Here is a 14,386-nt window from a genome sequence, read left to right on the forward strand (position 1 = left end):
AGTTCGCTCCTTCATTCTCATGCTCTAATAGAGGACACGCCATAGATAAAAGGTAGCATAAGCCTCCCAGCCTTTCCAGTTTTCAGCAAGCTGGCGAATTTGGGCGAGTGTCGGCTTCTCGTCTAAGCCAAGCACATGCTTCAGCGCGTTATGCAAACCGACATCCGCAATCGGGAAAGCGGCGGCGTTGCGCAAACAGCGCATAAGGACATAATTGGCCGTCCAGGGGCCGATGCCACGAATGCTCAGCAGTTCTTTCTCGATAGCCGCAAAATCGTTCATCTCCAACAGCTGTTCCTTGGCCAGCCGGCCTTCGGCCATCATCTGGGCAACGCCGATTAAGTACTCGGCCTTTTTACCCGTGAATTGCAGTGCAGTCAAGGCTTCCGGTGCAAGCCCGGCAATCCGCTCAGGCGCAGGGAACGCCCAATACGTTCGTCCTTGCCAGTCCAGCCGGGTACCGAAGGCTTCCACGAGGCGTCTTTTGAGTGTATAGGCAAAAGTAAGGTTGATTTGCTGTCCCATAATCCCCCAGCTCATCGCTTCGAACAGATCCGGAATTCCCAGCAGGCGAAGCCCGCAAAAATCCTTAGTGACTTGGCCGAGTAGAGGATCGTGTCCAGCCAGCTCATAGAACGGAGCAAGGTCTGTGCTGAGATCAAACCACTCCCACACATAACGGGCGACATTTTCAAGAAGAGCTGGAGTTACAGAGGTATCGGCGCTGGATAGAATACGAATGCGAAGCTGTAAGTTATCCTCACTGTGTACAGCGATCAGCACACGGTTATCCCCAACGAGAAGCAGCTTATAAATATCTGAGTTATCCACATGGAATAAGCATTCATTGGTGGAGCGGGTCAAATAGCCAAGATTTTGCTCATATTGAAAAGGTTCAGGCAGTGGCAGTGTGAAAGAGCTTGTCTGCTCGCTCCACGTAAGAAGGGAAGGGTCAAAAGACGGCATAAGTCATTTCTCCTATAATCGGTTAGTTGGACTAGCTCTATTATCGCTGAAGGCGGCTTTCGTAATCTTGCTTTCTCATCTCGCGTCCCTTACAAGAGAGGACCCGTTTGGGTATACTGAGCTAGTAGAGGGAAGGCACGGGAGGAGCGAAGCCATGCAAGACAGGTATTGGCAAGCTATTATTGGAAATGATGCGAGTTACGATGGCACATTTTATTATGCGGTCACGACAACAGGTATCTTCTGCAGGCCATCCTGCAAATCGAGGGTGCCGAAGCGGGAAAATGTCCGGGTATTTCCTGATCGTCAGACAGCGGTTGCGGAACATTTCCGCCCTTGTAAAAGATGCCGGCCTGATGGCATTCGGCTGCCGGATGAAGAGTGGGTCGACTTAATAGCCGACTATATCAAGGAAAGTTATACCGAGCCGATTACGCTTTCGGTATTAGCCGAGCAATTCTATGCCAGCGTTTATCATTTGCAAAGGACATTCAAACGCTTGAAGGGCGTTACGCCTCTCACTTATCTTCAACAACAACGAATTGAAGCAGCTAAGAAGCTTTTAATAGAGACAGATAAGCCTGTGAATGTCATCGGTACGCTGGTAGGCATTGCGAATGCCGCTCATTTTGCCACTGTATTTCAGAAAAAGACGGGTGTCACGCCATCGGAATTTCGTCAATCTGGCACTACCATCTAACCATAACCGAGGAGGGTTCTTGGATGCAAACAATAGAAGCGAAGACAGCGGCTAAATCCATATATTGGAGCGTAGTTCGTTTATTGGATAATCACTTTTTGATCGCGGCAACAGAAGACGGGTTAATTTATTTGCAATATCAAACGGGAGATGCGGAGCGAGGTATCGTTGATGCAGAAGCGTGGTCCGAATTAACCAAATGGGCTAAACTTCGTTTCCCTGATTATGGCTGGATGGAGAATAAGGCCGCATTAGAGCCTTATGTGCAGCAGTTGGAGGAGTATCTGCGAGGCTCACGCAAAACGTTCACATTGCCGCTGGATCTGCGCGGGACTGATTTTCAACAATCCGTGTGGCGCGCATTAAAAGAAATACCGCATGGTGAAACGGTCAGTTATTCACAGATGGCTCAGAAGCTGGATAAAGCTGGCGCAGTAAGAGCTGTTGGTACCGCTATTGGCGCTAATCCGGTTCTCATCGTGGTGCCGTGCCATCGTGTGGTCGGGAAAGATGGCGCGTTAACCGGATATCGCGGTGGATTGGTGAATAAAGAGAAACTGTTGGTTCTGGAAAAGGTCGGGTTGTAAGCAGCAGAAAAAGGAGGAGGAGTACGTATGCAGACTGAGGTGAATCACAAGTCAGCGAAGACGCTGCTCACGAAAGCCAGCGGCTTTCTCGAGGGATATTCGCATACGCTGAACCCTTATACGGGCTGCGCTTTTGCGTGCTCTTACTGTTACGTGAGACAGATGCCGGTGGCTCTGTTCCGCACGGAGGCTTGGGGCACCTGGGTCGATGTGAAGGCCAATGCCGCGGCTCTTCTGGAGAACGAGCTGGCCAAAGCGAAGCGAAAAGGCCCGGTCACGATCTTCATGTCCTCGGCGACGGACCCGTACCAGCCGAGCGAGTATAAGGAGCGGATCACCCGCTCGCTCCTGGAGGTGATGTCCGTGCAGCCGCCGGACTTCTTGTTCGTTCAGACCCGCAGCCCGCTGGTGAAGCGGGACGCGGATTTGTTAGCGCTGCTCGGCGACCGTGTCCGAGTCAGCATGACGGTTGAGACGGACCGCGAGGATGTCCGCCGAGCGTTCACCCCGTCCGCGCCGCCGATACCGGCGCGGCTGGGGGCACTTCGCGAGCTCGCGGCTCGCGGCATTCCCGTGCAGGCCACGATAGCGCCGGTGCTGCCGAGCTCGGAGCAGTTCGCCGAGCGGCTCGCGGGCATCGTGGAGCGGGTGTGCATCGACGATTACTTCATGGGCGATGGCAGTGGGGGCCGGCGCACGGCACGCATCGGCGTGCGCGCGATCTATGACGCGCTGGGGCTTTCGGACTGGTACAGTCCGGATGCGTACAAGCGCGTGCACGAACAGCTCCTGCGGCATTTTCCGCAGGAGCGTGTGTTGGTCAGCCAGCAGGGTTTCCTGCCTGGCTGACGTTAATCCGCTTGCGCCAGCAGGGGGGCGACCCCCGTTTGACTGCGCATGCGTTGTTTGAATTCTTTGGGCGAGCATTGATTATGCCGCTTGAACAGCTTGTAGAACTGCGCCATATTGAGGATGCCAACCTCAAAACTGACTTCCATCATGCTGAGGTCTCCTGTTAGCAGGAGACGCTCGGCTTTTTTAATGCGCTTGTAATTCACGTAATCCACGAAGGATATCCCCATCACTTTTTTGAAATACTTAATAAAGTAATGATAGCTTAAATTGAGCAAGGAGCAGACGTCTTCAACCGTAATTCGCTCGCCAAGATGATTGTCGATATAATCTAGCGCCGGGCGCAAGCGAGCGATGCCTGAATCCTCCGCAAGTGCGGACAGATCACGGTTGTCATTGCGTAACATAAGCAGCAGCAGGTTCTTGATCGCCGCGCTGATGGCAAGCTCGTAACCAATTTTGCGGGACTGTGACTCTTCGAAAATCTGAAGAATAAGGTCATAAGCGGCTTGCTTCACGGCCGGATTGCTCCGGAAAAGCTCGTTGAACTGCTCAAGCGGATGCGTCAGCTCCGAGAAACAATGCAGGTAAGGCATTGTACTCAGGTCAAAATGCTGCTTGAGATCAATTTGGAAAACGATCTGCCGCAAGGGGCCGGCGGAGTATTTGTACGTCCGATGGGGCTGGGAGGAGCCCAACACGATCACATCTCCTGCGGATAACACCGTAAGTTCATGTTTGGTTTGAATAGCCAGGAGGCCTTCCATGACGACCAGGAACTCAACCTGCTTATGCGAATGCCAAAGCCAAGGCGTTGGGACACCGAAGTGAGCGGAGTCGGAGCCTAGCTCCCATATTTTTAGGAAAAGCAGTGGATTCTGATAAATAACTTCTTCATTGACAATTTCGGAGAAAGCACTATGTGCGGATTCCATGGTTTCGTATACCTCGCTATAGGGTAGGACATTTTTGAATATGTAAAACGACGTTACAAATAAGGTTTATCAAGAGAAAGTATAACATTGTTTACTTGCCGAGGACACTATTGAATAATAAATAGGCACAATCTTGCCTTTCATTCCGGGAAGGGACGGACTATACTCACATTATGAATGAATACGCTATCTTGGAGGGAATAAGAAGATGAGTCAAAAGCTGAAAGTAACGGTTTGGAACGAGTACCGTCATGAAAAAGAAAGTGAAATTGTACGCGCCGCCTATCCGGACGGCATTCATACAGCAATTGGCGAAGGTATTAGCGGGAATGTAGATGTCACTTATGCGACTCTAGACGATGCTGAGCACGGTTTGACCGAAGAGGTTTTGAATAACACCGATGTTCTTATCTGGTGGGGACATAAAGCGCATGACCAAGTGCAAGACGAAATCGTAGAGCGCGTTCAAAAACGTGTATGGCAAGGTATGGGGCTAATCGTGCTTCACTCCGGACACTTCTCCAAAGTGTTCAAGAAGCTGATGGGCACATCCTGTGACCTCAAATGGCGTGAAGCGGACGAAAAAGAGCGTATTTGGGTTGTTGCGCCAGGCCATCCAATCGTGGAAGGCATTGGGGAGTACATCGATCTTGAAGCTGAGGAAATGTACGGAGAACACTTTGATATCCCGCAGCCGGATGAGTTAATCATGGTTTCCTGGTTCGAAGGTGGAGAAGTATTCCGCAGCGGTTGTACGTTTAATCGTGGAAACGGGAAAATTTTCTACTTCCGTCCAGGTCATGAGACTTACCGTACTTACTACAATGAGCAAATCCGTCGCGTAATCTCCAATGCGGTTCAGTGGGCTGCTCCGTCCACACGTGAGTATCCGAAATACGGCAATCATAAGCCGCTTGAAGAAATTAAAGCGAAGGTTAAAGCTTAAATATGAATCGGGGTGCCCACGAGGTCTTTTTGCAGACTCGCAGGGCACCTTTTTTTATTTCCAGAGTGGGATGTGAAAATAGATGATCAAGAATGTGACCGTTACAACAGAAAAAAGCAGCCCGGCCGCTCGATTCGTATGAAGCAGTCTCATAGCCGCGAACATGAAGAAGTAAAAGGCAATCGACCATATAAAGTTCCACCCATGATGGTAAGTGATTCGGTCGTAAGAATACCACAGATATTCAAGCGCCGAAAAACCGATTACCCACAGGAAATAGTAAATCACTTGGCGGCGTTTGGCCGCAGGAAAGAAAGTGAGATACAGCAGCGTTGTACTTGGGAGCAGCAGGAAAGTGTTAACAAGGTCGGCCGTTTTGTGGTTCAGCAACAAATCAGGGTGAAACGACCAGGTCAAGTACTCTCGACACAGGAAATTGTAAAGCAAATTGCAGAAAGAGACAAAAAGCATAACGTCGTAGTATTTATCCCACTGCTTATAGGCTCGTGAAACAATTGCAGCTATAACGAAAAGTAGATTCGTAATTAAAATCACGTACAAGGCCCCTAGTAATGAGTCGTTGATGTAGGGTTAGTTTCTGCAAGAGTGTAAATTTTTACACGTGCTGGGGGAAGCAGAACTAGAGGGCGTTATTTTGGCTGTAGCCATCCGTTTTCCTATTTTGAAGGAACTGGAGGGTCTTATTTCCCATCACCAAGCTGCTTTAATGCCATTATTGGTGAAATAAAGGCTCATAGTTCCTCTAGATGTGCCAAATAGCGGTTTCTGGAACAAATAGGGGCTCGTAGTTCCTCTGAGTTCTAAAATTCCCGCTATTTCAGCTGAGGGACGCTTCCTAAAGACAGCAACTTTTGAATAGGGCTATGGAGCACCCTGAGCGGAGATTGATTATTGGTAAGTAACGCCGAATACTCCTGTTATTTTTACGAATTATATCATTTTTGTGTTATTAACTGGAATTACTACCGCTAATCCGGTTGAATCAGGTGGTTTTCGCTTGCTGCTGAAGAAATAGTGGTAGTTCTTCCAACTATTTCAATCCCCAGACAGGCGAGGCACGAAGTAACGGTAGATTTTCCAGTTATCTCAGCTGAGACACGTTGTTATGCTCATGCCCAGCTTATGTTCCAGCTCCTGCGCCTCCTTGTGCTCAAGCTTCCGCATCTCCTCGTGCTCAAGCTCCCATTCCCACTCCTGCTAACCTCATACTAGCATTCGCCATCGCTCGCATAACGCCCCGCAATAGCGATAAGCCGTCTAACACCATCCCGTAAATGCTCCTCATTCACGAAGGAATAGCTTAAACGGATCCAGGAGCTCATCTCCCTGAGCGGATCGCAGATCACGCCAGGTACGAAGGAGACCGATTGCCGGAGGCACTCCTTCAGCAGCTGCTCAACCGGGATATGGTCCGGAAGCTGGATCCATAGGTTGAAGCCACCCTGTGGGCTAACCCAGCGCCATCCGGTGGAGATTAGCTCCTGCTCTACAATTTCTTTTCGGATCTGCAGAGCAATGCGCAGTTTCTCCAAATGCTGCTGCATTCGAGGAGATTCGAAATAATGCAGGAACATTTTCTGATTGACGAGCGGTGTGCCGTTGTCAGCTAATGATTTGGCGGTGATGAGCGATTGGATGACATGCAGGCCTCCCATGACGGCGCAAATTCGCAGCCCAGGCGCGATATATTTGCTAAAACTGCGGAGATACACGACCCAACCTTCCGTGTCATAGGTCAGCATAGGCTGAGGAGGAGGTTGGTCCATGTACATCTCGTGAATAGCGTCATCTTCAATCAGCAGACAGCGATAGCGTTCAGCTAGTTCAACGAGCTGCTTGCGCTGTGCGGACGGAACCGTATACCCGGTAGGATTATGAAAGGTAGGATTCATATAAAACAGCCGTGGTTTATGCTTCTCCATAAGCTTCTCGAGTTTCACCAGATCATAGCCGTCCGGGTTGATCTCGACAGGAATAAACCGCGCCCCCTGTTGGCGGAAAATATCAAGCGCTGCACTATACGTCGGCCGCTCAACCAAGATCGGATCCATGGGGCGGATATAGATCCGTGAGATGAGGTCGATGGCCTGCTGACCGCCTGTGGTAATCAAAAGATCGCTTGCAGCGAGCTGGAGGTTATGATGCCGAACCATGTAACGGCAGAGATACTCGCGAAGCTCCTCATCCCCTTGTGCGTTGGAGTAGGTACCCATGAGCTTAGGATAAATGTCGAAAACCTTTTTTACATGTTCGGACAAAAAAAGATTCGGCAGCAAGTTGGGATCGATCAAAGCTTGCGAGAATTGGTATGTGACAGGGATTTGCTGGATTTCTGACAGCGAGTTTTTTAAAGGGTTGGACGTTGTGAATGAATGACCTCTTTCCGCATGCTCCGTCGGGGATTGCTCCTCCGTCTTGCAAGGACTTACGTAATAACCGGATTTCTCTTTGACGTAAACTTTCTGATGCTGCTTCAGCAGCTGATAAGCACGAAAAACTGTCAGCCTATGCACCTGCAGCTCTTCGGCAAGACGCCGGATGGAGGGGAGCTTGTCATGGGCTTGCCACTCGCCGCGATCCATGCGGGTAACCATATACTCATAAGCTTGCCTGAAAAGCAGATTAGCTTCTTTTCCAGATGTTCCTGGCGTCTTCATCCGATTTTCCCCCTCTGTTTACTCTATGATACAACAATCATTAGAAAACTGTTCTAGTGTTACACATCTGATCTGTTGCTTACCTAGTATGATACATACCAAGAGGGGGAACAGTCATGATTATTTTTAATTATTTGCTTATCTGTCTAATTTTTGGCACGACATTTCTGGCGATTAAGGTCGGGGTGGATGCGTCAGCGCCGCCATTTTTTTCAGCAGGCTTGAGGTTTTTTATTGCAGGGATGCTTTTGTTCGGTTGGTTATTGTGGCGGAAAAAAGCGACCCTAGCTCTTTTATTTCGCAAAGAAATGCTGCTAACAGGCATCGGTCTTACATTTGGCACATTCTCAACTTTGTATTGGGCGGAGCAATATGTTTCTTCCGGGATTGCGGCCGTTTTATCGGCTACTGGACCGATTATGATTCTCATGCTCCAAACCTTCGTGTTGCGTCTGAAGACGACAATGCTCTCTGTATTTGGCTGCATACTCGGCTTTGCAGGTATTATCATCCTCTTGCTGCCACAACTTGCGGTATCCGCCAACATCATTTGGGTGATCGGGAGCGTGGCGATTCTGGTCGGAGAACTGTTCTATTGTATGGGAGCTCTATATTCCAAAAAGGTCATTCAGCAATTTCCTGAGGCATCGCCGATTGCGCTGAACGCGGCGCAGATGATATGCGGAGGGTTGCTGCTGCTGATTCTTTCATTTTTTACAGAACCTGTGGACGTTCACAGCTTATTTTCTCCAAAAGCAGCCGGCTCTCTACTGTATTTAATCGTGATTGGCTCTATGGTAGGACATAGTCTGTTCTATTGGTTAGTGGCCAAAACGAATCCGGTTTTTCCAGCGACATGGCTGTACATTTCTCCATTGATTGCCCTGGCGGTGGGGGTCGTGTTTTATGGTGAGAGCATCACTTGGGTCACAGCTGTAGGCGTGGTAACTGTTATTGCCGGGACGATTTGTGCGAATCTGGATAGCTTGAAACCATTGATGCAACGGCGAAAAACGGCGTGAGTGCGAAGAATGGTAAGTCAATTGCGTTCTGTTTCATATGAAACAACATTTATAGAAATAATAACCACAGGAGCACAGGGTTGAACGGAGGCAGCACAAGTTTGATGGAATGGAGCTAAGTGATGGGTCACATAACAGCGTTGATCAGTTCATATTTGCCTGTAGTCATTGCCTTGTTATGCTTGATTGCAGCTTGGTTTTTAGGGGATTGGAGAAACTGGAAGACCTATTATCCAACTATTCTTTTTGCCATCTGCGTGGATTTTCTCATTAGCCTTCTAAGCTATAATTTCTCGCTATGGGAATTTCATAAATCCGCGGTAACGCCTAACCATACCATCGCAGATTTTATGATTGCTTTTACTAATCTACCGTGCATTGTAATGGTGTACTTACACAAATATCCACTTAAGTCGCGTCCGCTGAGACAAGTGGTCTATATTGCCATTTGGTCGGCTGTATTTACCTGCATTGAAGGACTATTTCTGTTAATAAAAATGCTTACTTATCATAACAACTGGAATTTTTGGTGGTCAATTGCGGTTTGGGTTTTCATGTTCATTGGGCTGCGGTTGCATTTTACGAGGCCGTTATGGGCGTGGTTGCTGTGTTTAGTAGGTGTGGTTTTCTTGATTCTATATTTCCATATTCCGATTGCTAAAATGAAATAATGGCAGCGTGGCAGATGTCACGATTATACAACATCAATAGCAAAAAAGAAGGAGAATTCTTCATTCTCCTTCTCCAAAGGGTAAAACTAGACACTAATATCTAGATTCCCACCCAAGTTTGGTTGAACACTTTGTTGCATCATTTGTACCATTTGCTGAGCTTGTTGCGTGGATTGATCTTTAGCCATGCTAAGAACCCGTATTTGTACAGCTTGAGCTAAGCTGCCCTGAGCTACGGACATGGAAAGCGCAGGAACGTCCATGAGTCTCCTCCTTTATGATTGATAGGCTAACAAGTTATATATCGGAAAATGAGTGGAAATATCTTAGCTTATAGCAAGGATGAAAAATCCTTGCTTTTTTTATTTTATGGTGCTAATATTCAGGAATAAATATCACTTATGTTTTGTAAGTGACCACAAACTGAATAATTGAACCTTCGGGGCAGGGTGCAATTCCCTACCGGCGGTGAGGATACGTGTATATGTATCTCAAGCCCGCGACTCCCGGCCTGTTAGGCTGGGACTGACTTGGTGAGATTCCAGGGCCGACGGTTATAGTCCGGATGGGAGAAGGTGAAAAACAGCTTGTCAAAAACTCAGGTATTTGACAGGTCTGTTTGTCAATGCCCCCGCTGATCATGAAGCGGGGGCATTGTCTCTTTTCAGAGGGTTCAATTCAAAAATTCCTTAGGAGGTTTTTGAATTGGAAAATGTATTTAAGCTAGGAACAAAGCACGCGAATGTGGTTTCAGCGCGCTCAGGGGGCATTAGCGGAGTTTGGTATGTGGCGCTAGGTGCTACGCTTTGGGGGCTCGACCCGCTCTTTCGGATCTTGCTGTTAAAAAGCTTTTCTTCCGCGCAAATCGTATTTATTGAGCACTTGCTCCTTGCCTGCTACGCGCTGCCAATACTCGTGAAGTACCGGAAAACCTTGATTGGTAAGCTGTCGCTAGGAGTCATCGGCGCGTTGCTGTTCATCTCTTGGGGCGGGTCGGCGATAGCAACGATTTTGTTTACAGCCGCATTCTCGCATGGTAATGCGAACGCGATTTTACTTTTACAGAAATTACAGCCCTTATTTGCTATTATTTTAGCTCGCGTGATGCTCAAAGAGACGCTGCCTTCTAAATTTTTTGCTTATATTGCGGTGGCGCTGCTAGGCACGTATTTGCTGACATTCGGCTTTTCGTCGCCAGAGATGGGCCTCAAAGATTTGGGTACCCTAAGCTGCTTATTTTCAATTCTTGCAGCCAGCTTATGGGGCGGATCGACGGTCATGGGCAAGTTCTTGCTGCAGAAAAAACTGGATTTCCCCATTGTTACTTCGCTGCGTTTCCTGCTTGCCATCCCATTGCTGACAGTCGTACTTGTGGCTAGCGGCGATGCTTGGCACGTAACCGGAACTAGCGGCGGCTTGATACTTATTGCCGTTAACATGTTATTCCAGGCGTTTTTCCCGGGCTTGCTCTCCATGCTCCTCTATTATAAGGGGCTGTCCTCGACCAAGGCGTTTTTCGCCACGTTGGCGGAGCTTGCGTTCCCCGCGGTTGGCGTCTGCGTGAACTGGCTTGTCTTCGGGCAAAAGCTAACCGTAGGACAGCTCGCCGGCTTCATCGTTATTTGGCTCACCTTGTGGGTCATGAGCCGCAATCAAAGCAAATCGGCGGCATAAAAACTCAAGAAAGAGGCTCTCCCTCGGTCACATGATGACCATGGGAAGCCTCTTTTGTTTGCCTCTCGACGTTTTCGCCGACATCTCACGAAACCTTCGGGACCTTGAGTTTACTATCCATTTGCGCTGTTTCCCCAGGCTCAAGGTAAAAGGCAACCCCGCCTCGCTCATTCGCGGCCCGCACCGTCATACCGTGATGGTCCATGATCTGCTTCACGATGGCAAGACCAAGCCCGAACTGGCCGTCCCCGCCAGAACGGAAGGGCTCAAAGAGGCTGTCCGCGATCGCTTGATCGAGCGGCGGACCATCGTTGCTGATCTGCAGCCGCGAGAATCCGGCTGCAGCTTCCTTGCCATCGCCATGGGATGACGGCGTGAGGAGAATCCGGATTCCGCTTTTGGCATAGCGGAGCTGGTTGTCGAGCATGTTCTCCAAGGCGATTTTCCATTGATCGGGATCGCCATGCAGAGTAGCGGGAGGGAGCTCCATCTCCCACTCGATTTCAGGACGGCGATAGCGCAGCCGTTCAACCACGTCTTCAATGACCTCGTGCAGCTCGAAAGGGCGGAACGGCTTCTCGCGAGCGGTGACATAGTTCAGCTTGTTGAGCAGCAGCAGGTCGCGAATCCGCTTCTCGAGGCGCTCGCCTTCCTTCAGAATGACGCCTAAGCTTTCGCCTAAGGTCCCTTTCGGGAAAACGCCGTCGAGAATGGACTGGGCATAGCTGCGGATCACCATGACCGGGGTCTTCAGTTCGTGAGAAGTATGCTGAAGGAAAAATTGCTGCGCGCGGTCCTGGCGCACGAGACGCTGCCGCATCGCTTCAATCGCTTTGGCCAGACGTCCTACTTCATCTTTGCGCCCGGTTTCAATCGGGTCATGCCAATCTCGTTCAGCCATACGCCCAACGTGCTGCTCCATCAGAACGAGCGGACGAGTGAAATACCGCGCGATGATCAGACAGGGCAGCCATGAAATCACGATGAGACCAACCATCATCAGCATAAGTCTGCCGAACATGGTCATGACTAGGTCATTGCGATAATTGCCCCAGGCATAGGAAACGATAAAGTTGGGTTGGCCCTGAACAACTTCTTTGCGAATCACGTAAAAGATACTTTTCTTATCAATGATGGTCGTATACTTGGCAACGGGCTGTTTTTGGGCAAAAGCATCCTGTTCCATGGCTTGCATGAACGGCTCTCCGCTCGTGAAAGATTTGCTAAGGGCCAGTGACTCTTGGGTTCCGCTAATCGTAAAGTGCCGGATTGCCGGAGCGCTCAAGGTTGCTGTAAAGGGAGACATCACCTTCGTTGCAATAGAGGCTTCCAATGGGGTAGCAGATATAGCGCTGCCCATTTGTATGCTAGTCGCCTTCGGCATTGTTTCCGTTTCTGAGGCATCAGCATCAGGGATAGCTTGATTGATAGGTGTCAACGTTTTTACATTCGTTATGATATCCGTCATTTGCTCGGTTGTACCCTTGGTTGCCAGCGTTAGGGTCGGTGCCGCCAACGTCGTAGCTTCCATGCGAAGCCCACTTTGCGTATCCAGTAAAATATCGTACAGCTGCTCTGTAAAAAAACCTTTCAACGTCCAAGGCAGCAGAACGGCAAGCAGCGTAAAAATAAGCAGCGTCAAAGCCGCGAATGCTCCCCAAAGCTTCATGGCCAGCGGCCATTGTCCTAATCGAAGCGTCATGCTTTCACCATCCTGTACCCGTATCCATATACGGTTTCTAAACGCAGTTCCGGCAGCTTGCGGCGAAGTCTTCGTACCAAATCATCCACGACCCGGTCTGTTCCGAAGTAGTCGATTCCCCAAACAGCTTGGAGCACTTGTTCACGCTCTAGCACTTGCCCATGATGGCTCACCAAATATAGCAGCAGCTCAAATTCCTTGGAGGTCAGCTCCAGTTTGGTGCCATCCTCTGCAGTTACTGTGCGTGCTTGCTCATCGATCAAATAAGGAGCCACATTCAGCTTCGTGCGGCGTTCCAGCTGTGCAGGCATCAGGCCGGCAGGGTGTCCGCCGTACACGCGCTCCAGCAGCTTGCGAGTGCGAATGACAAGCTCGCGAGGTAAAAAAGGCTTGGCCAAGTAGTCATCGCTACCCATCTCCAGGCCAACGATTCGATCGATATCCGCATCTCGCGCCGATATGAAAATAACGGGCTGCGCCGGCTGATCCGCCTTAATCTCGCGCATAAGCTGATAGCCGTCTACGCCGGGGAGCATGATATCGAGGACCCACAAGTCCGGCCGCTCGGATATAGCGGATCTTGCCGAGGTCCCGTCAGCGAACGAACGCACTTGCCACCCCTCTTTCTCCAAATAGGCGGCCAGTACGCCCCTGAGATGCTCTTCGTCTTCTACTAAATGAATGCGATACATGCAGATTTCTCCTTTTTTCTACTCAGCGATGGGGAAAAGGTGGAGCCGTTCGCATAATTTTGCGTTCGGTCCACCGGAAAAGTCAACTTGCTTTTATCTATAAAAAGTTAGTTAGATTCTTCAGCTTTCTCTGCTGATTTCTCATCTGCTTTGGCAGCTTGTTCTTTCAATGTTTTTGCGAAGTTGCGCAGCGATTCCGTTTCTTTTTTGTAATCCGTGAGCAGCTCAGGCAACAGGCTTTGGATCGTAGCTGCATCGACAGCTTCGACAGCTTCCGCTAGCTTTTGTTGGCGCTTGAACGCTTCGGATGATTCTGCTTTAATTATATCACCAGAGATAGCTGTTCCCTCAAGTGGAAGTGCTTGGATGGTCGCGGTAGCGTCCGCGCCGTCTTTGATAACGGTGAACTTCATTGCTTCTTTACTTGGGAGCAATTGAGCCGCTTCGCCGTCAGGTAAAGTTGGAGCCGGTTGAGCAGGATCGAGTTTGAACATTTTAGTTTCCAACGTACCTGGCGTAGCTGGCTGAATTGTAGCTGCGCTTTTGATCACCATTGTTTTGGCAAAAGCAGGCTTCGGCATCTCGCTTTCAGCTTGTTTCCGATCCTCTAACGCTTGTTTCCATGCAGTCAAGCTCTCCGGAGCATAGTTGCTGACCAATAGCTTCAAATAGTTACGCTCATGAGCTGGTTGCAGCAACAGGCTGCCTGAGACCGAGTGCAGCTGAACCGCGCTGGTTGCCATTACCGGTGTTGCTGATGTGATTGCAGTGCTTGCTTTCGTATCTGTTGTAGTCGTGTCAGCCGCTGATGCGCTGCCTACTGCTCCGAAAGCCATTGTTACCATAAAAGCTAGCAGACTAGCTTGACTTGCGCGACGTTTCCATTGTGTTTTCATTGTAGAAAACTCCTCTCGATTTTGGGGTATGTAGGTGAGGTGCCTCTCCCTTACAACCTAAATGT

The 14,386-nt window shown here is 49.5% G+C and carries 15 protein-coding genes and 1 riboswitch; of the genes, 7 read left to right on the forward strand and 8 right to left on the reverse strand.

What is annotated here, in order from left to right:
* Window positions 1–24: 24 nt before the first annotated feature.
* Window positions 25–966, reverse strand: a complete 942-nt coding sequence (locus ACUN27_RS03160) for a DNA-3-methyladenine glycosylase family protein (RefSeq protein WP_326061979.1) — start codon at window positions 964–966, stop codon at window positions 25–27.
* Window positions 967–1,120: 154 nt separating this feature from the next.
* Between ACUN27_RS03160 and ACUN27_RS03165 the strand changes: the two genes are divergently transcribed.
* From ACUN27_RS03165 to ACUN27_RS03175, 3 genes are read left to right on the forward strand one after another with little or no spacing between them, the layout of a single operon-like run.
* Entirely contained in the window at window positions 1,121–1,666 is a 546-nt protein-coding gene (locus ACUN27_RS03165) for a bifunctional transcriptional activator/DNA repair enzyme AdaA (RefSeq protein ID WP_326061978.1), read from the forward strand.
* A 23-nt stretch (window positions 1,667–1,689) separates the two neighbouring features.
* The gene (locus ACUN27_RS03170) at window positions 1,690–2,253 is read left to right on the forward strand and encodes a methylated-DNA--[protein]-cysteine S-methyltransferase (RefSeq protein ID WP_326061977.1); all 564 of its coding nucleotides are present in this window, start codon (window positions 1,690–1,692) and stop codon (window positions 2,251–2,253) included.
* A 27-nt stretch (window positions 2,254–2,280) separates the two neighbouring features.
* The gene (locus tag ACUN27_RS03175; protein WP_326061976.1) at window positions 2,281–3,102 is read left to right on the forward strand and encodes an SPL family radical SAM protein; all 822 of its coding nucleotides are present in this window, start codon (window positions 2,281–2,283) and stop codon (window positions 3,100–3,102) included.
* Between the two features lie 2 nt (window positions 3,103–3,104).
* On the opposite strand, the gene ACUN27_RS03180 is transcribed toward ACUN27_RS03175, so the two are convergent.
* Complete coding sequence (locus ACUN27_RS03180; RefSeq protein WP_315952924.1) at window positions 3,105–4,040, reverse strand: helix-turn-helix domain-containing protein; 936 nt, start codon at window positions 4,038–4,040, stop codon at window positions 3,105–3,107.
* Window positions 4,041–4,248: 208 nt separating this feature from the next.
* Here ACUN27_RS03180 and ACUN27_RS03185 point away from each other — a divergent pair, with 208 nt between their 5' ends.
* Window positions 4,249–4,986: a ThuA domain-containing protein gene (locus ACUN27_RS03185; protein ID WP_315952925.1), complete on the forward strand. Its 738-nt coding sequence runs from the start codon at window positions 4,249–4,251 to the stop codon at window positions 4,984–4,986.
* A 54-nt stretch (window positions 4,987–5,040) separates the two neighbouring features.
* Here the strand turns inward: ACUN27_RS03185 and ACUN27_RS03190 are convergent, their stop codons facing one another.
* Both ACUN27_RS03190 and ACUN27_RS03195 read right to left on the reverse strand, forming a co-directional pair.
* The gene (locus tag ACUN27_RS03190; RefSeq protein ID WP_315952926.1) at window positions 5,041–5,541 is read right to left on the reverse strand and encodes a CBO0543 family protein; all 501 of its coding nucleotides are present in this window, start codon (window positions 5,539–5,541) and stop codon (window positions 5,041–5,043) included.
* 674 nt (window positions 5,542–6,215) lie between these two features.
* Window positions 6,216–7,664 (reverse strand): aminotransferase-like domain-containing protein, encoded by a 1,449-nt coding sequence (locus tag ACUN27_RS03195; RefSeq protein WP_326061975.1) that lies wholly within the window; start codon window positions 7,662–7,664, stop codon window positions 6,216–6,218.
* Between the two features lie 116 nt (window positions 7,665–7,780).
* Here ACUN27_RS03195 and ACUN27_RS03200 point away from each other — a divergent pair, with 116 nt between their 5' ends.
* Together ACUN27_RS03200 and ACUN27_RS03205 are read left to right on the forward strand one after the other, a co-directional pair.
* Window positions 7,781–8,686, forward strand: coding sequence for a DMT family transporter (locus ACUN27_RS03200; protein WP_315952928.1), 906 nt, complete (start codon window positions 7,781–7,783; stop codon window positions 8,684–8,686).
* Window positions 8,687–8,808: 122 nt separating this feature from the next.
* Window positions 8,809–9,357 carry a CBO0543 family protein gene (locus ACUN27_RS03205; RefSeq protein ID WP_315952929.1) on the forward strand — a complete coding sequence of 183 codons (549 nt, stop codon included), beginning with the start codon at window positions 8,809–8,811 and terminating at the stop codon, window positions 9,355–9,357.
* 86 nt (window positions 9,358–9,443) lie between these two features.
* On the opposite strand, the gene ACUN27_RS03210 is transcribed toward ACUN27_RS03205, so the two are convergent.
* The gene (locus ACUN27_RS03210; RefSeq protein WP_315952930.1) at window positions 9,444–9,620 is read right to left on the reverse strand and encodes a YjfB family protein; all 177 of its coding nucleotides are present in this window, start codon (window positions 9,618–9,620) and stop codon (window positions 9,444–9,446) included.
* A 168-nt stretch (window positions 9,621–9,788) separates the two neighbouring features.
* Window positions 9,789–9,938, forward strand: a riboswitch (FMN riboswitch).
* A gap of 163 nt (window positions 9,939–10,101) precedes the next feature.
* Between ACUN27_RS03210 and ACUN27_RS03215 the strand changes: the two genes are divergently transcribed.
* Complete coding sequence (locus ACUN27_RS03215) at window positions 10,102–11,031, forward strand: DMT family transporter (protein ID WP_445560590.1); 930 nt, start codon at window positions 10,102–10,104, stop codon at window positions 11,029–11,031.
* 85 nt (window positions 11,032–11,116) lie between these two features.
* Here ACUN27_RS03215 and ACUN27_RS03220 read toward each other — a convergent pair whose 3' ends face one another.
* The 3 genes from ACUN27_RS03220 to ACUN27_RS03230 form a co-directional block, all read right to left on the reverse strand.
* Window positions 11,117–12,733, reverse strand: a complete 1,617-nt coding sequence (locus ACUN27_RS03220; protein ID WP_445558365.1) for a HAMP domain-containing sensor histidine kinase — start codon at window positions 12,731–12,733, stop codon at window positions 11,117–11,119.
* The gene (locus ACUN27_RS03225; RefSeq protein WP_315952932.1) at window positions 12,730–13,425 is read right to left on the reverse strand and encodes a response regulator transcription factor; all 696 of its coding nucleotides are present in this window, start codon (window positions 13,423–13,425) and stop codon (window positions 12,730–12,732) included. Before ACUN27_RS03225 ends, ACUN27_RS03220 begins: the two co-directional genes overlap by 4 nt.
* Before the next feature lie 107 nt (window positions 13,426–13,532).
* Entirely contained in the window at window positions 13,533–14,321 is a 789-nt protein-coding gene (locus ACUN27_RS03230; protein ID WP_445558366.1) for a hypothetical protein, read from the reverse strand.
* Window positions 14,322–14,386: the final 65 nt, after the last annotated feature.

The organism is Paenibacillus sp. WC2504 (assembly GCF_052682475.1).